This is a genomic window from Xanthomonas codiaei, assembly GCF_002939785.1.
Lineage (GTDB): Bacteria > Pseudomonadota > Gammaproteobacteria > Xanthomonadales > Xanthomonadaceae > Xanthomonas > Xanthomonas codiaei.
Genome location: NZ_MDEC01000023.1, coordinates 22924 through 40084 on the forward strand (window position 1 = coordinate 22924; position 17161 = coordinate 40084).

Sequence of the window (17161 nt, forward strand, 5' to 3'; positions counted from 1 at the left end):
AATGACGCAGTGGTATTACGCAGACGCACAGCGGCAACGCCAGGGACCGGTGGACACGGACACGCTGGTCGCGCGCCTGCCGCAGGGTCTTGTCGACCGTAGCAGCCTGGTCTGGCGCGAGGATCTGCCGCAGTGGGTGACGCTGGGCGACGTCGCGACCGAACTGGGCCTGGACGCGCCAATACCGACGCCAGTAGCGCCGGCCGCCGATGCGCCAGCGGTCGCGTTGACGAAGGCGGCCTCCCCGGCAGCAGACACATCGGCTGCCGATGCCCCAGCGCAGGAGTGGTCGCGGCCGGGGGCCCCTGCCGTGGCCGAGCCGCAGGCGCCGGCAGAGCCGGCTGCCGCCGCGGCCAGCACCCCCGCGGTGCCGGCAACCGCGTCGCCGCTGCCCGGCGCGTCCGCGCCAGACACGTTGCAGACCGCCTCTGACCCGACCACGACGCAGTCCCAGACCGCGGTCAGCGGGCCGGTCGCGCCGGACAACGATGCTGCGTGGTCCAGTTCGCCCAGCGCAGCAGACGCGACCGTGCAGCCGTCCACCTCGGCGGCGGCCGCATCCCCACTCCAAGCGCCACCGGCCGCCACGCCATTGCCGACCGCATGGGATACCCCAGCCAGCTCCGCACCGGCCGCCGGTAGCGCGGCGCCCGACGCGCCGGTTGTCTATGCCGGCCTGTGGCGCCGCGTGGCGGCCAGCATCCTGGACAGCCTGGTCACCACCTTCGCGGTCTACCTGATCGTGATCCCGCTGGTGTTCGTGCTCGCCTTCGGCGCCGGGCTGAGCGATGCCGGCTCCGCGCTGGACGATGGCAGCGCGCTCGGCATTGCGCTGCTGGTGCTGTCCTACGGCATCGGGCTGGCCATCCCCACGCTGTATTTCGCCTGGATGCAGTCCAGCCGGCTGCAGGCCAGCCTGGGCAAGCTCGCCTGCGGGATCAAGGTGGTCCGCGCCGACAGCCATGGCGCACGCGTCGGCTTCTGGCGCAACCTGCTGCGCTACCTGGCGTACATGCTGATCAGCGTGCTCACCCTGGGCATCGGCGTGGTCGTGGCGGCCTTCATGGCCGGCATGAGCGCGCGCAAGCAGGCCCCGCACGACAAGGTCTGCGACACCCTGGTGGTGGACCGCTGGGCCTTCACCGACCACCCGGAGCTGCAGTCCAAGGGTCTGGACACGGTTTCGATCGTGGTCCTGGCCATCTACGGGCTGCTGCTGGTGGTCTCCATCGTGGTGGTCGGCCTCATGCTGGCGACGATCGGGATGAGCCAGAGCTAGCGGTTCGCGGCACCGGCCGCTTGACACGGCGCCGTCCGCCGTGATCCTTCTAAAGACAACTGAACGCCCGGGAGCACTTCCCGGGCGTTAACGTGTGGGAAACGGCCGATCTGCTTCCCTCGACCGGCCAATTAGGCCACGCTACCCGCCCCCCGGGCTCTGCCCCAAGAAGTCGCCACCATGCCCAAGCACCTGCTCATCGTCGAATCGCCCGCCAAGGCCAAGACGATCAATAAATACCTCGGCAAGGACTTCACCGTCCTGGCCTCGTATGGGCACGTGCGCGACCTCGTCCCCAAGGAGGGCGCGGTCGATCCGGACAATGGGTTCGCGATGCGCTACGACCTGATCGAGAAGAACGAGAAGCACGTCGAAGCCATCGCGCGCGCGGCCAAGGGCGCCGACGACATCTTCCTGGCGACCGACCCGGACCGCGAGGGCGAGGCGATCAGCTGGCATATCGCCGAGATCCTGAAAGAGCGCGGGCTGCTCAAGGACAAGCCGATGCAGCGGGTGGTGTTCACCGAAATCACCCCACGCGCGATCAAGGAAGCGATGGCCAAGCCGCGCGCGATCGCCGGCGACCTGGTGGATGCGCAGCAGGCGCGCCGCGCGCTCGACTACCTGGTCGGCTTCAACCTGTCGCCGGTGTTGTGGCGCAAGGTGCAGCGCGGGCTGTCGGCCGGGCGCGTGCAATCGCCGGCGCTGCGCATGATCGTCGAGCGCGAGGAAGAGATCGAAGCCTTCATCGCGCGCGAGTACTGGTCCATCGATGCGCAGTGCCGGCATCCCTCGCAGGCCTTCAATGCACGGCTGATCAAGCTGGACGGGCAGAAGTTCGAACAGTTCACCATCACCGACGGCGATACCGCCGAAGCGGCGCGGTTGCGCATCCAGCAGGCCGCGCAAGGCGTGCTGCACGTCACCGACGTGGCCAGCAAGGAGCGCAAGCGCCGCCCGGCCCCGCCGTTCACCACCTCCACGCTGCAGCAGGAGGCCTCGCGCAAGCTCGGCTTCACCACTCGCAAGACCATGCAGGTGGCGCAGAAACTGTACGAAGGCGTGGCGCTGGGCGACGAAGGCTCGGTCGGCCTGATCAGCTATATGCGTACCGACTCGGTGAACCTGTCGCAGGACGCGCTGGCGGAAATCCGCGACGTGATCGCGCGCGATTTCGGCACCGCCTCGCTGCCGGACCAGCCCAACGCCTACACCACCAAGTCCAAGAACGCGCAGGAAGCCCACGAAGCGGTGCGCCCGACCTCGGCGCTGCGCACCCCCGCACAGGTGGCGCGCTTCCTGTCCGAGGACGAGCGCCGCCTGTACGAGCTGATCTGGCGCCGTGCGGTGGCCTGTCAGATGATTCCGGCCACCCTCAACACCGTCAGCGTGGACCTGTCGGCCGGCAGCGAGCACGTGTTCCGCGCCAGCGGCACCACCGTGGTGGTCCCGGGCTTTCTGGCCGTCTACGAAGAAGGCAAGGACACCAAGAGCAGCGAGGACGAGGACGAAGGCCGCAAGCTGCCATTGATGAAGGCCGGCGACAACATCCCGCTGGACCGCATCGTCACCGACCAGCACTTCACCCAGCCGCCGCCGCGCTACACCGAAGCGGCGCTGGTCAAGGCGCTGGAGGAATACGGCATCGGCCGTCCGTCCACCTACGCCTCGATCATCCAGACCCTGCAGTTCCGCAAGTACGTGGAAATGGAAGGCCGCAGCTTCCGTCCCACCGACGTGGGCCGCGCCGTGTCCAAGTTCCTGTCCGGGCATTTCACCCGTTACGTGGATTACGACTTCACCGCCAAGCTCGAAGACGACCTGGATGCGGTCTCGCGTGGCGAGGAAGAGTGGATCCCGCTGATGGAGAAGTTCTGGGGCCCGTTCAAGGAACTGGTCGAGGACAAGAAGGATTCGCTGGACAAGACCGATGCCGGCAGCGTGCGCGTGCTCGGCACCGATCCGGTCAGCGGCAAGGAAGTGAGCGCGCGCATCGGCCGCTTCGGCCCGATGGTGCAGATCGGCACCGTGGAAGACGAGGAAAAACCCACCTTCGCCTCGTTGCGGCCGGGCCAGAGCATCTACTCGATTTCCATCGAGGATGCGCTGGAACTGTTCAAGATGCCGCGCGCGCTGGGCCAGGACAAGGACCAGGACGTCAGCGTCGGGATCGGCCGCTTCGGCCCGTTCGCGCGTCGCGGCAGCGTGTATGCGTCGCTGAAGAAGGAGGACGACCCGTACACCATCGACCTGGCACGCGCGGTGTTCCTGATCGAAGAGAAGGAAGAGATCGCGCGCAACCGCGTCATCAAGGAATTCGACGGCAGCGACATCCAGGTGCTCAACGGCCGCTTCGGCCCGTACATCAGCGATGGCAAGCTCAATGGCAAGATCCCCAAGGACCGCGAGCCCGCCTCGCTGAGCCTTGAGGAAGTGCAGCAGCTGCTGGCCGACACCGGCAAGCCGGTGCGCAAGGGCTTCGGCGCCAAGAAGGCCACGCTCAAGAAGACTGCGGTGAAGGATTCGGCGCCGAAGAAGACCGCCGTCAAGAAGACCGCGGCCAAGCCTGCTGCCACCAAGACGGCGGCCAAGAAGGCACCGGCCAAGAAGGCCGTCGCCAAGAAGGCGACCAAGCGCGTGGTCAAGAAGACCGCGAGCAAGGCGGCAGGCTGAGCCACGCCATGGATCGCGCACTCAGCCTGGATGGCGCCGTCGCCGCGCTGCGCGAGGCCGGCGTGATCGCCTACCCCACCGAGGCGGTGTGGGGGCTGGGCTGCGACCCGGCCCGGGAAGCGGCCGTGTTGCGGCTGCTGGAGATCAAGCGGCGGCCGGTGGACAAGGGCGTGATCGTGGTGGCCTCGGATGTGGCGCTGTTGCGCGACTGGGTCGACCTGGACGCGCTGGAACCGGCCCGCAGGCAGGCCGTGCTGGCCAGCTGGCCCGGCCCGAACACCTGGATCCTGCCGATCACCGACCGCGCGCCGCGCTGGGTCACCGGCACCCATGACGGGTTGGCGGTGCGCATCAGCGCCCATCCGCTGGTGGCGGCGCTGTGCGCGGCCTGGGGTGCGCCGCTGGTGTCCACCAGCGCCAACCTGGCCGGGCAGCCGCCGGCGCGCAGCCGCGACGCGCTGGACCCGGCCCTGCTGACCAGCATCGACGGCGTGCTGGCTGGCGACGTCGGCGGGCAAGCCCAGCCCACCACCATCCGCGATGCGCGTACCGGCCAGGTCCTGCGCGACTGAAACCGCGCCTGCCTGGCCAGCTTGAGGGATCACGCTGCGGTGCACGGATGGCGACCAGTACCCGCTGCCAGGATGAAGCCGCATCGGGCCCGGCACCACCTCTCGGCCAGACCACGCGCGCGTCGCGCCCTGGCGGCCAGCCCCACTTTGCGGCGTGGCCGCCGAGCGCGCACACTCAGAGCCATGCGCACTTTCCCGATCTTTCTGTTGCTGGCCTGTGTCTTGCCTGTGTGGGCAGCGAACACGGCCAGCAAGCCCGACCCGAACGTGCGGGTCTATCGCTGCGTCAGCAGCACCGGCACGGTTGCCCTGCAGGACGCGCCGTGCAGTAGTGGGCGCCAGCAGGTGCTGGACATGCAGCGCCCGCAGGATCCGCCACCGCGCCCGCCACGCCCGGAAGCCCCGGCACCGGTTGCCGCGCCGCCCGCGCGCGAGGTCCGCATCGTCACCGTGCAACCGCCGCAGCCGATGTACGAATGCACCACCGAAGACGGCACCCGCTATACCAGCGACAGCCCGGAAGGCAATCCGCGCTGGGTGCCGACCTGGGGACCGGCCTATGTGGGCAACGGCATCGCCCCGCCTCCGCCACCTGCCGGCACCCTGCGCCCGCCGCTTCCGGTCAACCCGCGCCCCGCGATCTCGGTGCAGGGCGGCTCCGGACGCGGCGGCGGCGGCATCCGCGGCAGTGCCAGCTTCGGCAGCGACGCTTACCAGGGCCGTTATCAGGGCAACTATCAAGGCGGCTATGGCGGCACGGTGATCGTGCCCTACGGCAATGTGCAGATCCGCGACGAATGCCATGCGCTGCCCGAGCAGGAAGTGTGCGCACGCCTGGCCGACCGCCGCTGGGAGCTGATCCGTCGCTATAACAGCGCCCTGCAGAGCGAGCGGGTGGAACTCAGCCGCGAACAGCGTGGCATCGAAGCGCGCCAGCAACGCGACTGCGGCGGCGTATGAGCCGCATGCGCCTAGCCGCCCTGCTGGCGATGGCCTGGGTATCGGGCGGCAATGCCCAGGACGTGGCCATCTACCGCTGCACCGATCCCAGCGGCGCGCTCATGGTGCAGAACATGCCGTGCCCGAAGGGCATGCAGCAACAGAAGAAGCTGATGACCGCACCGGCCGCCGTGCCGTTCGCACCTGGCACACCGCCTGCGCCTGCGCCGGTGCGGACGGCACCGGTTGCGCCAGCGCCGCCGGCCGCCGCGCCTGCCGCCCAAGCACCAGCACCGATCACATCTATGTCCACACTTCCTCCACCACCGCTGTTCGAATGCACCGCGCACGACAACGGCCGCTATTTCACCGAAGACCGCGAACCGGCCACGCGTTGCCTGCCGATGCAGACCACCAACCTGGCCGGCGGCCCGGCAACCGGTGGCGGCAGTGCCTGCGAAGTGGTCACCGACCGCTGTGCACCGGTACCGGACCAGAGCCTGTGCGAGGCTTGGAGCAAACGCGCCGAGCAGGCCGAATCAAGCTGGCGCTTCTCCGATGAAGCGCAATCGGCCGAGCGCAAACAGCGCTACGAGCAGATGCGGCGCGTGCTGGAGGAAAGCCGCTGCGCCAATCCCGCGGCCACGCCTTGACGGATATTGCGTCCGTGCAAAGCTTGAGCGAGCAACCGCCCGCTACGCGGTGCAAGCAACTCTAGAACCCGTAACGCAGGAAGCCGCCATCCACCGCGACGCATTCGCCGGTGATGTAGCTGGCAGCCGGCAGGCACAGGAAACCCACCGCGGCAGCGACCTCTTCGGGCTCGCCAATGCGGCGCATCGGCGTGCGTTCGATCACCTGCTCGTAGTAGTCCGGATCCGACAACGGCCCGGAGGTGCGTCGCGTGCGGATATACCACGGCGCCACCGCATTGACGCGAATGCCGTCCTGCGCCCATTCCACCGCCAGGTTACGCGTCATCTGCTGCAGCGCGGCCTTGGTCATGCCGTAGGGCGCGCCGCTGCGCACATGGGTGATGCCCGAGACGCTGCCGACATTGACGATGGCCGAGGCGGCGTGCCGGGTCAGCAGCGGATGCGCGTAACGCGACAGTTCGAAGGCGGAAAACACGTTGGTTTCGAAGATGCCGCGCCACTCGTCCTCGGTGTAGTCGATCGCCGCGCGGGTGATGTTGCCGCCGGCATTGTTGATCAACAGGTGCAGGCCGTCGGCGTGGTCTTCCACCCAGTCCAGGATCGCGCGGCGCTCCTCGTCGTCGGAGACATCGGCGGCCAGGCCGTGCAGTTCGCGCTCCGGGAACTCGTCGGCCAGTTCGTCGCGCACCTGCGCCAAGGCATCGGCATCGCGCGCCACCAGCAGCAGATCCGCACCGAAGCCCAGCAGCTCGCGGGCGATGGCAAGACCGATGCCGGCGCTGGCGCCGGTGATGAGCGCGGTCTGTCCGTCCAGCCGCCAGCGGTGCGTTGTCACGTGGATGATCCTCTTTCGATACGCGGAAAACAGCTGCGGCGGCGTGGTTGACGCAGCGCGGCGACAGCGGGGTTAGGATACCGCCACACCGAGCGAGGTCACGACGATGAAACTGCACTGGATGCTTGCCGCCGTTCTGGCGTTACCGGTTGCGGCCTGCCAGCGCCCGCAACCGGCGCCCACCGATCAGAAGCCCGATCCGCAGGCGACCGCCTTGCGCGACCACATCCAGGCGCCGCTGAACCAGGCGCACGCCGTGCAGGCCGCCAGCGACCAGGCGGCCGACGATCAGCGCAAGGCCATCGATGCCGCCACGCAGTAATCCGACTCTGCCCATGTAGCACCGCGACAGGCCATGAGTGCGCTCGATCATGCAGATGCGCAGCCGGCACGTGCCAGCTGCCCGCAGCGCGCGCCGTCTCCATCCGATCCGCGGAAACGACGATGCCGGCACACGGCCGGCGCCATCGCGATTAAGAGCGGCTAACAAAACGTAGCGAGCGGTCGTCAGGTGGGTGCGGACGGCGCGGAGGAACCGCAATGTACGAGTGGTACACGCCGCACCGAGCACCGACCGCGCCCGCCTGGCGGCCGCGCAGTCGTTTTGCTAGCTGCTCTAAGTACTGGCAGAACCTGCCGGGTCAGAACCCGCAGAAGCAATACGCCAGCGCCTTGACCGGCGTGCCGCCGGCCTTGCTGTCCTGCACGGCGTCTTCGACGAAGCGCAGTTGCGTGTCCACTTCCGGCAGCGAGCGCGCCAGCAGGGCGCGGGCCATGCCCGAGTCGCCCAGCATCCAGGCGCCCATGCGGCTGCCGGCAAAGCCGCTCATGAACTGCGAGAACGGGGTGGCCGGCTTTTCCACATAGCGCACGCGGAATTTGCCGCGGCCCAGCTTGGCGCGGTCGGCCGCATCGGCCACCGCCTCCTGCATGCCGCCGAAGGCGTCCACCAGGCCGTGCTGCTTGGCCTGCGCACCGCTCCACACCCGACCACGCGCCACCTTGTCGATCGCCTCCACCGACTGGTGCCGCGCCTGCGCCACCTTGCCGGTGAAGTCGGCATAGCCCTTGTTGATCACCGACTGGATCACCTGGCCGGCAGCCGGGTCCAGCGGACGGCTGATGTCGAAAGCACCGGCAAAGCGCGTGGTGCCCACGCCGTCGGTATGCACGCCGATCTTGTCCAGCGCGCGGGTCAGGTTCGGCACCATGCCGAAGATGCCGATCGAGCCGCTGATCGTGGAGGGGTCGGCGTAGATGCGGTCGGCATTCATGCTGATCCAGTAACCACCGGACGCGGCCAGGTCGCCCATCGACACCACCACCGGCTTGCCGGCCTGCTTGAGCGCGACCACTTCCCGCCGGATCAGCTCCGAGGCGAACACTTCGCCACCGGGCGAATCCACCCGCAGCACCACCGCCTTGACCTCGTCGTCGTCGCGCGCCTGGCGCAGCAGCGCGGCAGTGGACTCACCACCGATGCGGCCGGCCGGCTGCTCGCCACCGCTGATCTCGCCGGCGGCCACGACCACGGCCACCTGCGGGCGGCTGTCCATCGGCGAGCGCTGCGCCTGCAACTGGCTCAGGTAATCGTTGAAGCCGATATTGCGAAAGCCGCTGTCGGCATCGCTGTCGGCCACCCCGCGCTTGGTCAGCAATGCATCGACTTCCTCGCGGGTCTTGAGCCCGTCCACCAGCTTCTGCTGCAGCGCGAACTTGGCCAGGTCGCCACCGGCGGCCACCACGCCTTCGGGCAAGGTATCGATGCCGGCGGTCAGCTGCGCAGGGGTGAGCTTGCGCGCGCTGCCCACGTCGGCCAGATAGCGCTGCCACACGTCGTTCATCCAGAACAGGTCCGCTTCCTTGGCATCGGCCGACGCTGCATCCAGGATGTAGGGCTCGGCGGCGGACTTGTACTCGCCCACGCGGAACAGGTGCACGTCCACGCCGAGCTTGTCCTGCAGGCCTTCGCGGAAGTACTGGCGATAACGGCCAAGCCCTTCCAGCAGCACGCTGCCCATCGGGTCCAGGTATACCTCGTTGGCCTGCGCGGCGAGCAGGTACTGGCCCTGGCTCATGCTCTCGCTGAAGGCCACGATCTGCTTGCCGGAAGCGCGCAGCTTCTGCAGTGCAGCGGCCACTTCGCGCTGGGAGGCGAAGCCGGACGGCTGCAGCTTGTCCAGGTTCAACACCACCCGCTCGATCTTGCGGTCCTTGCCGGCCGCCTCGATCACCCGCACCAGGTCGCGCAACTGCACCTCCTCGGCGCTCTTGTCGCCCACCGCCTTGGCCAGCGACCGGCTCACCGGATCGGCACTGAATTGCTCGACCAGCGTGCCTTCGGGATTGATCACCAGCGTGGTGCGCTCGGCCAGCGGCTTGGTCCCGTCGCCGCGCGCCATCGCCACCACGACGATCAGCAACAGCAGGAACAGGAAACCGAAGAACACCAGGTTGAAGATCAGGCGCCGGGTGAAATTCATCACATCCCACAGGCCGACGAAGAAGCTGGCGATGGGACTGCGAGGCGCGGGGTGGTTCATGGAAAACTCCGTCGAAAAGACGTTGCGGACAGATCGTGGCGCCCAGCATACCGGCTGCGCCGTGCAGGCGGCATGCGCTGAAAGTCAGGGTGCCGCGGTGGCGGTCAGCCGCCGGCTGGTGTGGCGGAAGCGCAAGCCCATCAGGACCGAGGCCACGGTCAGGCCCAGGATCAGGCCGACCCACATGCCTTGCGGCCCCCAGCCCAGGCCCAGCCCGAGCCCGGCGCCGATCGGCATGCCCACGCCCCAGTACGAGACCATGGCCAGAAACATCGGCACACGCGTGTCCTTGAGCCCGCGCAGCGCGCCGGCCGACAGCACCTGGATGCCATCGGGAAACTGGAAGGTGGCGGCAAACAGCAGCAATACCGACGCCAGCGCCGCCACTGCCACATCGTCGGTATACACGCTCACGATGGCGTCGTGCCCCAGCAACAGCACGCTGGCCGACAGCGCCTGGGTGCCCAGCACGATGGCGTAACCGGCCCAGGTGGCGCGACGCATCGCCAGCGGGTCGCCGCGGCCGACCGCATGTCCCACGCGCACGGTGGTGGCCTCGGCCACGCCCATCGGGATCATGAAACACAGCTGCGCGACATTGATGGCGATCTGGTGGGCGGCCGCTTCGGTCGCGCCCAGCCGGCCGATCAGCAGCGCGGTGACGATGAACAACCCGCCTTCCATCAGCACGGTGATGCCGATCGGCAATCCGGTGCGCAGCAGATCGCCGATCGCCCGCCAGCGCGGCCCTTCCAGGTGGGTGAACAACTCCAGATGGGCAAACCGCCGCGCGCGCCACAGGTACAGCGCAAACACGCTGGCCTGCACCCACATGGTGATCGCCGAGGCCATGCCCAGCCCCTGCGCGCCGTGCTCGGCGAACCCGAACCGGCCATAGGTCAGCGCATAGCCCAGCGGCGCCAGCACCAGCAGCCCGCCGAAGCCCAGCAGCATGGTCGGCAGCGTCCAGTGCATGCCTTCGCTGAGATAGCGCATGCAGAAGTAGAACGTCAGCGCCGGCACGCCCCAGCGCACCGCATGCAGGAAGTCGGTGGCGCCGGGCACGATGTCCGGCGCAATGCCGAAGGTCGGCAGCAGCGGCGGCACCACGCTCAGGAACGCGAACATCAGCGCGCTCAACCCCAGCGACAACCACAGCGCCTGACGGAACAGCGGCCCGATCTCGCGCTCGCGCCCGGCACCGAGCAGTTGCGACACCGAGGCGGTCAACGAAATCAGGGTGCCGATCGGCACCAGCATCGGCAGCCACAGCAGCGAAGTACCGATGGTCACCGCCGCCAGCGTGGCGGTGCCGTGGTGACCGGCGATGACGTTGTCGACGAAACCGATCAAGCCGGTGGAGACGTGACCGAGCACCAGCGGCAGGGCCAGCAGGCCGGTGGTGCGCATTTCCGAGGCGAAGCCCGGCGCCGCGGACGCAGGTGTGGCAGAGACAGACATGACAAACCGATCGCCGCGCGGACTGCGGCCGTGCCGGGAGGCGCTGGCACCGGGTCGCGCGGGGCCGCCATCTTACGCGTACTTCCCGACACGGGTCTGACGCACCCGGATCGCACCGCGATGGAGGTGGAGGTGGCGACACGCCGTCATCGCCAATGGTGTGGATCTGCACCGCGCGATACGCTGCATGGCCTGCCAGGCACGGCCGTGGGGCGGCCCTGCCTGGCACTCAGCGCCCTCACCGCCAACCGGATCCGGCCATGTCCCTGCACCCGCCCACAGCGCATCCTTCGGACTGCGAGAACTGCGCCACTGCCCTGCGCGGCGCGTTCTGCCACGCCTGCGGCCAGAGCGCGCACAACCCGGTGCGCAGCGTCGCGCATGCGGTGGAAGAAGTGTTCGAATCGTTCTGGCACCTGGATGGACGGATCTTCCGCACCTTGCGCGACCTGCTGGTGCCAGGCCGCGTGGCGCAGCGGTTCCTGGGCGGCCATCGCGTGCGCTACGTCGCGCCGATGCGGCTGTTCCTGGTGCTGAGCCTGCTGACGTTCTTCATCGCCCGGCTGGCGGTGCATGCTTCCGACGACGCGCACGCGGCCAGCGCCGAAGACATCACCCAGACGTCGATACCCAGGGACTTTGCGCAGGCACGCACCCCGGCGCAGGTGGAAGCGGTCCGCGCGCACCTGGTCGGCGCGCTGCTGCAGACCCGCAAGGTGATGCCGGCAGGGGTTGCCCGCGACGGCGTGGATGCCGGCATCGCCCGCGCCGAGAGCCAGGCGCGCACGCGGCTGGCGCAACTGCACCAGGGCGCACGGCTGGAAAGTGCCGCGCCGGCGGTGGACGCAGCCGATGACGCCACGTTCTTCTCGGTGGCTGGCAAGCCCTGGGATCCGGTCGTCAATCCGCTGACCTTCGCGCCATTGCCGGCCTGGGCCAATCGCTGGCTCAACGTGCAGCTCCTGCACATCCGCGACAACCTGCCGCGCCTGCGCAGCAACCCGCAGCTGCTCTACAACGCCTTCTTCGCGGCGGTGCCGTCCACCTTGCTGGTGCTGGTACCGCTGTTTGCGCTGCTGTTGCGCGTGTTCTATCTGCGCGGCGGCCGGGTGTATCTGGAACATCTGGTGGTCGCGCTCTACAGCCACGCCTTCCTGTGCCTGAACCTGCTGGCCATGCTGCTGTTGTCGCTGCTGGCCGATGTACTGGCGCAGATTGTCAGCCCAATCGCCTGGAGCATCGGGCTGGTCCAGTTCGGGCTGGCGCTGTGGATGCCGCTGTACCTGCTGTGGATGCAACGGCGCGTGTATGGGCAGGGCTGGCCGCTGACGGTGCTGAAGTACCTCGGCCTGGGCGGCATCTATCTGGTCGTCGTCACCATGGCCGCTGCGCTGTTGATGGTGGCCAGCCTGGCGCGTCTTTGAGCAGGCCCGGCAGAGCGCTGCTGCAGCGCTGGCTGCGAACAGGCCTGCGATGCGGCGGTGTTCGCGCCCTCCACGTATCGACAGCCGCGCACGGCGCTGCGGCAGACGCTGGTCCAGCGACCCCCGCCTGCGCCTGCGCACCCATGGCGGTCACGCCGGCCGGGCATGGGCCTGCCGGCCGGATCACGCAATCAATGCGGCATGCGCGCGTGCGGGCACTGTGCGCAGTTGCCATCGCAAGTGTGGCGTGTCCGCGCTTGCCCACCGCCGCGGCGCGGGCGATCACCGCGCCAGCTGACGGCTCAACCAGCTGCCGCGCGTGGCCGGCGCCTGTGCCAGCAGTGCCTCACGCAGACCATCGCGCTCCTGCGGCGGCGTGCGTTGCGCCAGTACCGCCAGCTGCGCCAGCTGAGCGGCATCCAGGCTGCGCAGCATGGCCAGCAACTGCTCGCGCTGCGCCGCCGGCACGTAGCCGACCAGCGGCTGCAGCTGCGGATAGAAGTTGCCCAGCTGCGAGCCCAGGCGCCAGCCGTGCCGGTGCAGGCGGTCCAGCGCGGTGAACTGGGTGCGCAGGGCGCGCTGCTGGTCCTCGGGCAGGCCCTGCAGGCGCTCGCGTGCCTGGCGCAGCACCACCCGGTCGGTCGCGGTCAACTCCTTCCAGGCGGCGTAGCGGGCGCGCAGGTCGGCCTGCTGCACGGGTGTCAGTGCGGCCCAGCGCGCGCGTTGCTGGGCGGCGCTGGGCGTGGCCGGCGGCGGCGCAGCGGACGAGGGCGCCAGGGCGCCACCTTCATCCAGCGCGGCCGGCAGGGTCTGCGCACCGGCGCTGACGATGACGGTGACGGCGCACAGCAACAGTGCTGCCCAGTTAGTTTTCGTCATCGACGGTCTCCAGTGGCGCCGACGGCTGTTCGGCCGCCGTGGCGTGTGCACCGGATTCGTCGGCCGGCACCGGGTGCCCGGCCGCATACCAGGCGTAGAAATCGGCCGAGCGCGCCAGTTCCAGGTCCGGGTCGGCCAACATCGCCTGGTCGCGCGCATCCAGCGCGGCGGCCGCAGGCTGATCCGGCAGATCGGTGGCCGGCAGTTCTTCCACCAGGACCGGGGCGGCATCGGTCACATGCAGCACGCCGGCCGGGGCCTGCGACACCGGCTCCGGCGGCAACGCCGGCCGGCGATGCGTCCACCACCAGGCCAGCACCGCCAGCAGCAGTGCCAGTGCCAGCACACCCAGCGCGATGCCGGCCTGGCGGCGATCGATCCGGGGCCATTGCCATTGCCGGGCGCTGCGCACGCGTACAGGACGCTGGCGGACCGGGGCCGGCGACGGCGCTGCCGGGGCGGCGGGCTGCAGCGGCATGCCGGCCAGCGCCGCATCGCGCAACTGACCCAGTCGGCCGAGCTGGGACGGGCTGAGGTCGCGTAATTCCTGTTGCGCCGCCTCGGCCAGCACCCGCCACGCCTGGGCATCCGGGTTGCCGGCCGCATCGCGCGGGCAGGCGCGTGCCAGCGCCTGGCGATAGTCCGCCACGGCCACGCCCTGTACCTCGCTGGCGACGTCCTCTTCCAGCCCGGCCACGATGCGCAGCAGCAGGGCCAGCCGGTCGGGAGTCTGCATCCGGCCCAGCGACGTGAAAGGCGGCAACCAGGTGCCTGGCATGGGTTCGCGCCGCAGGGGCGGAGCCGCCGCCAGCAGGCTCCAGAAGCGCATCGGCCAGCCGGCCATCGGCCGCCCGGCCGCCTGGCTGCTGAAGGCACGCAGCGCCGCCGCCAGGGCCCGCTCTGCCGCCGCCCCATCGCCGCATTGCAGCTGTGCGAGCACCATCCCCCGGCGTTCGACGCCCCGCAGGAAGGCCGACAGCGCGGCGGGGGTAACGGGGGCCTCGGGGACTACGGTCATGTGAACTCCAGCATCGGCCGGCATGATACCCACGCAGATCGACCGCGCCGACCGCTTGACAGATCGTTCTGCTGTCGATCCGCTCCCGACCGCTGTTCGCGCACGTTGTGCACAGCGGCAGACATACCGATACGCCCCCGTCTGTCAACTGTTGTTTTTTCTTTGTTGCATTCGTGTTTCACGCCTAAGTTATTGATTATAAATGAATTTAGACGGATGGCGAAAAAATGTCCAACAGGTTGCCAAGGCAAGTGAATCCGCCTTCACGGCGTGGAGCACGCCGGTAATTCACAGATTTATCCACAGGCAGTGTGGATAAACCTGTTTCCTCAGTCCTCACATAGGTTTACGTCGTATTTATCACTTCGGTCACAGAAAGGCGCCGCAACTGATCACACCGCTCTCACGCGCAGAAACCGGCCTGCTCGGGCCAGCTGGACAGTGTCGGTAGACTGGGCCGATGCCTTCGACTGTCACCACCCTGCGCGTCGCCCTGCCGGTGCCGCTGCCGCAATTGTTCGACTACCTGCCCCCCGCCGATGCCGCGCCGGCCGATTCGGGGCGGGTGGGTTGCCGGGTGCGGGTGCCGTTCGGCCCGCGCGAGCTGGTCGGGGTGGTGGTGGAGATCGGCCAGCTGGCGTCGGCCGACGGGCTGCGTCCGGCGCTGGCGTGGTGCGATGCGGCGCCGCTGCTGGTGGATGAGCTGGCCCGCTCGCTGCAATGGCTGGCCCGCTACACGCATGCGCCGCTGGGCGAGGCCCAGGCCAGCGCCCTGCCCGGCCCGCTGCGCCGCGGCGAACCGCTGGCCGACACCCACGCCTGGGCCTGGCAGCTTACCGAGGCCGGGCATACCGGAGCGAGCAGCCTGCGCGCCGGCAGCCGCCCGGCCCTGCTGGCTGCCCTGCTGCAGGCCGGCGCACTGAGCGAAGACCAGCTGGACCCGCTGCAGCCGCAGTGGCGGCAGGCCGCGCGCAGCCTGGCCAAGCGTGGCCACGCCGAACGCGTAGCGGTGGCTGCCGATGCCCTCCCGCCCCGCCCCGGCAGCGGCCCGGCGCTCAACGACGAACAACAGGCCGCCGCTGCGGCGATCCGCGCGCGCAGCGGCTTTGCCACCTATCTGCTCGACGGCGTCACCGGCAGCGGCAAGACCGAGGTCTATCTGCAGGCGATCGCCGATTGCCTGGCCGCCGGCCGCCAGGCACTGGTGCTGGTCCCGGAGATCGGCCTGACCCCGCAGACCCTGGGCCGCTTCCGTGCGCGCCTGGGCGTGCCGGTGCATGCGCTGCACTCCGGCCTGTCCGATGGCGAACGCGCCCGCGTGTGGGCCGCGGCCTGGCGCGGCCAAGCCCAGTTGATCGTCGGCACCCGCTCGGCGGTGTTCACTCCGCTGCCCAAGGCCGGGCTGATCGTGATCGACGAGGAACACGATGGCAGCTACAAGCAGCAGGACGGCATCCGCTACCACGCCCGCGACTTTGCCCTGGTCCGCGGCAAGGCGCTGGACGTGCCGGTGATCCTGGGCAGCGCCACGCCCTCGCTGGAAAGCCTGCACAACGCCTACGCCGGCCGCTACCAGCATCTGCGCCTGTCGCGTCGTGCCGGCGAAGCGCGCCCACCGCGCGTGCGCGTGCTGGACGTGCGCAAGCGCCCGCTCAAGGACGGGCTCTCGCCGGAGGTGCTGGCCGGTATCGGCGCCACCCTGGCGCGCGGCGAGCAGGTGCTGGTGTTCAAGAACCGCCGCGGCTACGCGCCGGTGCTGCTGTGCCACGACTGCGGCTGGACCGCCGCCTGCCAACGCTGCAGCACGCCACTGCACCAGACCCCGATGACCGTGCATGCCGGCGGCCGCCGCCTGCAATGCCATCACTGCGGCGCGCGCCAGCCCGCACCGCTGGCCTGTCCGGCCTGCGCCAGCCTGGCGCTGCAGCCGCAGGGCATCGGCACCGAGCGGCTGGAAGAACGCCTCAGCGAGGCCTTCCCGGACGCGCCGGTGGTGCGCATCGACCGCAGCACCACCCAGCGCCGCGATGCCCTGGAAACCCAACTCGCCCGGCTCGGCAACGCGGCCGGCATCCTGGTCGGCACCCAGATCCTGGCCAAGGGCCACGACCTGCCACGGCTGACCATGGTGGTGGTGGTGGGCATCGACGAAGGCCTGTTCTCGGCGGACTTCCGCGCGGCCGAAAAACTCTCCCAGCAGCTGATCCAGGTGGCAGGACGCGCCGGGCGCGCCGATCGCCCTGGCGAGGTGTGGCTGCAGACGCACCATCCCGAGCACCCGCTGCTGCAGACCCTGGTCAACGGCGGGTACCACGCGTTCGCCGATGCCGAACTGCAGCAACGCCAGGCCGCCGGCTTCCCGCCGTTCGCGCACCTGGCACTGTTCCGCGCCGAGGCCAAGGACGTGGCGGCGGCCAACCAGTTCCTGCAGGCGGTGCGCGGCCTGACCGGCGCAGACAACGACGCGCCCGCGCCCGCCGTGGCAGCGGTCGACTGTTATGGCCCGATGCCGGCACCGATGCCGCGCCGCGCCGGGTTCCAGCGCACCCAGTTGCTGTTGTCGGCCCAGCAGCGCTCGGCCTTGCACCGCCTGCTCGATGCGCAATTGCCGGCCGTCTACGCGCTGCCGCAGGCGCGGCGCGTGCGTTGGTCGCTGGATGTGGATCCGATCGATCTGTATTGATGCGGTGCGTAGCGCGCACGTGCACACGCTGCGCGATGTACCCAGGTGCTGTAGGAGCGCACCCTGGCGCGATGGGGCGTTACCGATAAAGCGCGTCGCGCCCGGGTGCGCTCCTACGGCAGACACGAGCTATCAGGCCGCGCGCTGTGCTGGTCCATCGATTTGCAGTAGCGGCAATTTGCAATAGCGGCGCGCATGT

Annotated in this window: 13 protein-coding genes and 1 other RNA gene; 8 read left to right on the forward strand and 6 right to left on the reverse strand. The window is 69.3% G+C overall.

Annotated elements, in window-relative coordinates; genetic code table 11:
• Position 1 precedes the first annotated feature (1 nt).
• The 5 genes from XcodCFBP4690_RS15730 to XcodCFBP4690_RS15750 all read left to right on the forward strand — a co-directional run bounded on the left by XcodCFBP4690_RS15730 (position 2) and on the right by XcodCFBP4690_RS15750 (position 6116).
• Positions 2-1279: an RDD family protein gene (locus XcodCFBP4690_RS15730; RefSeq protein ID WP_104542285.1), complete on the forward strand. Its 1278-nt coding sequence runs from the start codon at positions 2-4 to the stop codon at positions 1277-1279.
• A gap of 180 nt (positions 1280-1459) precedes the next feature.
• Entirely contained in the window at positions 1460-3952 is a 2493-nt protein-coding gene (locus tag XcodCFBP4690_RS15735; RefSeq protein WP_104542287.1) for a DNA topoisomerase I, read from the forward strand.
• Between the two features lie 8 nt (positions 3953-3960).
• On the forward strand, positions 3961-4524 hold the full coding sequence (gene tsaC, locus XcodCFBP4690_RS15740; RefSeq protein WP_104542289.1) for an L-threonylcarbamoyladenylate synthase type 1 TsaC: 564 nt from the start codon (positions 3961-3963) through the stop codon (positions 4522-4524).
• A gap of 183 nt (positions 4525-4707) precedes the next feature.
• Positions 4708-5484 carry a hypothetical protein gene (locus XcodCFBP4690_RS15745; protein WP_104542291.1) on the forward strand — a complete coding sequence of 259 codons (777 nt, stop codon included), beginning with the start codon at positions 4708-4710 and terminating at the stop codon, positions 5482-5484.
• Entirely contained in the window at positions 5481-6116 is a 636-nt protein-coding gene (locus tag XcodCFBP4690_RS15750) for a DUF4124 domain-containing protein (RefSeq protein WP_410049719.1), read from the forward strand. The genes XcodCFBP4690_RS15745 and XcodCFBP4690_RS15750 overlap by 4 nt, the downstream gene beginning before the upstream one ends.
• A gap of 61 nt (positions 6117-6177) precedes the next feature.
• Here XcodCFBP4690_RS15750 and XcodCFBP4690_RS15755 read toward each other — a convergent pair whose 3' ends face one another.
• The gene (locus XcodCFBP4690_RS15755) at positions 6178-6954 is read right to left on the reverse strand and encodes an SDR family oxidoreductase (protein WP_104542293.1); all 777 of its coding nucleotides are present in this window, start codon (positions 6952-6954) and stop codon (positions 6178-6180) included.
• Between the two features lie 106 nt (positions 6955-7060).
• Here XcodCFBP4690_RS15755 and XcodCFBP4690_RS15760 point away from each other — a divergent pair, with 106 nt between their 5' ends.
• Positions 7061-7276, forward strand: a complete 216-nt coding sequence (locus tag XcodCFBP4690_RS15760) for a hypothetical protein (RefSeq protein ID WP_104542295.1) — start codon at positions 7061-7063, stop codon at positions 7274-7276.
• 159 nt (positions 7277-7435) lie between these two features.
• Here the strand turns inward: XcodCFBP4690_RS15760 and XcodCFBP4690_RS15765 are convergent.
• The 3 genes from XcodCFBP4690_RS15765 to XcodCFBP4690_RS15775 form a co-directional block, all read right to left on the reverse strand.
• A non-coding RNA gene (locus XcodCFBP4690_RS15765) (sX9 sRNA) lies at positions 7436-7511 on the reverse strand.
• 84 nt (positions 7512-7595) lie between these two features.
• Positions 7596-9497 (reverse strand): signal peptide peptidase SppA, encoded by a 1902-nt coding sequence (gene sppA, locus XcodCFBP4690_RS15770; RefSeq protein WP_104542297.1) that lies wholly within the window; start codon positions 9495-9497, stop codon positions 7596-7598.
• 84 nt (positions 9498-9581) lie between these two features.
• Positions 9582-10958: an MATE family efflux transporter gene (locus XcodCFBP4690_RS15775; protein ID WP_104542299.1), complete on the reverse strand. Its 1377-nt coding sequence runs from the start codon at positions 10956-10958 to the stop codon at positions 9582-9584.
• 260 nt (positions 10959-11218) lie between these two features.
• Between XcodCFBP4690_RS15775 and XcodCFBP4690_RS15780 the strand changes: the two genes are divergently transcribed.
• On the forward strand, positions 11219-12382 hold the full coding sequence (locus tag XcodCFBP4690_RS15780) for a DUF3667 domain-containing protein (protein WP_104542301.1): 1164 nt from the start codon (positions 11219-11221) through the stop codon (positions 12380-12382).
• 282 nt (positions 12383-12664) lie between these two features.
• On the opposite strand, the gene XcodCFBP4690_RS15785 is transcribed toward XcodCFBP4690_RS15780, so the two are convergent.
• On the reverse strand, positions 12665-13261 hold the full coding sequence (locus XcodCFBP4690_RS15785) for a DUF3106 domain-containing protein (RefSeq protein WP_104542303.1): 597 nt from the start codon (positions 13259-13261) through the stop codon (positions 12665-12667).
• Positions 13248-14279 (reverse strand): hypothetical protein, encoded by a 1032-nt coding sequence (locus XcodCFBP4690_RS15790; protein ID WP_104542305.1) that lies wholly within the window; start codon positions 14277-14279, stop codon positions 13248-13250. The genes XcodCFBP4690_RS15785 and XcodCFBP4690_RS15790 overlap by 14 nt, the downstream gene beginning before the upstream one ends.
• Before the next feature lie 460 nt (positions 14280-14739).
• On the opposite strand from XcodCFBP4690_RS15790, the gene XcodCFBP4690_RS15795 reads away from it, so the two are divergent.
• Positions 14740-16962: a primosomal protein N' gene (locus tag XcodCFBP4690_RS15795; protein WP_104542307.1), complete on the forward strand. Its 2223-nt coding sequence runs from the start codon at positions 14740-14742 to the stop codon at positions 16960-16962.
• Positions 16963-17161 lie beyond the last annotated feature (199 nt).

Coding starts and splice junctions, on each gene's coding strand:
- XcodCFBP4690_RS15730 (WP_104542285.1), top strand. CDS start 2: ATGACGCAGTGGTATTACGCAGACGCACAGCGGCAACGCCAGGGACCG.
- XcodCFBP4690_RS15750 (WP_410049719.1), top strand. CDS start 5,481: ATGAGCCGCATGCGCCTAGCCGCCCTGCTGGCGATGGCCTGGGTATCG.
- XcodCFBP4690_RS15760 (WP_104542295.1), top strand. CDS start 7,061: ATGAAACTGCACTGGATGCTTGCCGCCGTTCTGGCGTTACCGGTTGCG.
- XcodCFBP4690_RS15735 (WP_104542287.1), top strand. CDS start 1,460: ATGCCCAAGCACCTGCTCATCGTCGAATCGCCCGCCAAGGCCAAGACG.
- XcodCFBP4690_RS15775 (WP_104542299.1), bottom strand. CDS start 10,958: ATGTCTGTCTCTGCCACACCTGCGTCCGCGGCGCCGGGCTTCGCCTCG.
- tsaC (WP_104542289.1), top strand. CDS start 3,961: ATGGATCGCGCACTCAGCCTGGATGGCGCCGTCGCCGCGCTGCGCGAG.
- XcodCFBP4690_RS15795 (WP_104542307.1), top strand. CDS start 14,740: ATGCCTTCGACTGTCACCACCCTGCGCGTCGCCCTGCCGGTGCCGCTG.
- XcodCFBP4690_RS15780 (WP_104542301.1), top strand. CDS start 11,219: ATGTCCCTGCACCCGCCCACAGCGCATCCTTCGGACTGCGAGAACTGC.
- sppA (WP_104542297.1), bottom strand. CDS start 9,497: ATGAACCACCCCGCGCCTCGCAGTCCCATCGCCAGCTTCTTCGTCGGC.
- XcodCFBP4690_RS15785 (WP_104542303.1), bottom strand. CDS start 13,261: ATGACGAAAACTAACTGGGCAGCACTGTTGCTGTGCGCCGTCACCGTC.
- XcodCFBP4690_RS15790 (WP_104542305.1), bottom strand. CDS start 14,279: ATGACCGTAGTCCCCGAGGCCCCCGTTACCCCCGCCGCGCTGTCGGCC.
- XcodCFBP4690_RS15745 (WP_104542291.1), top strand. CDS start 4,708: ATGCGCACTTTCCCGATCTTTCTGTTGCTGGCCTGTGTCTTGCCTGTG.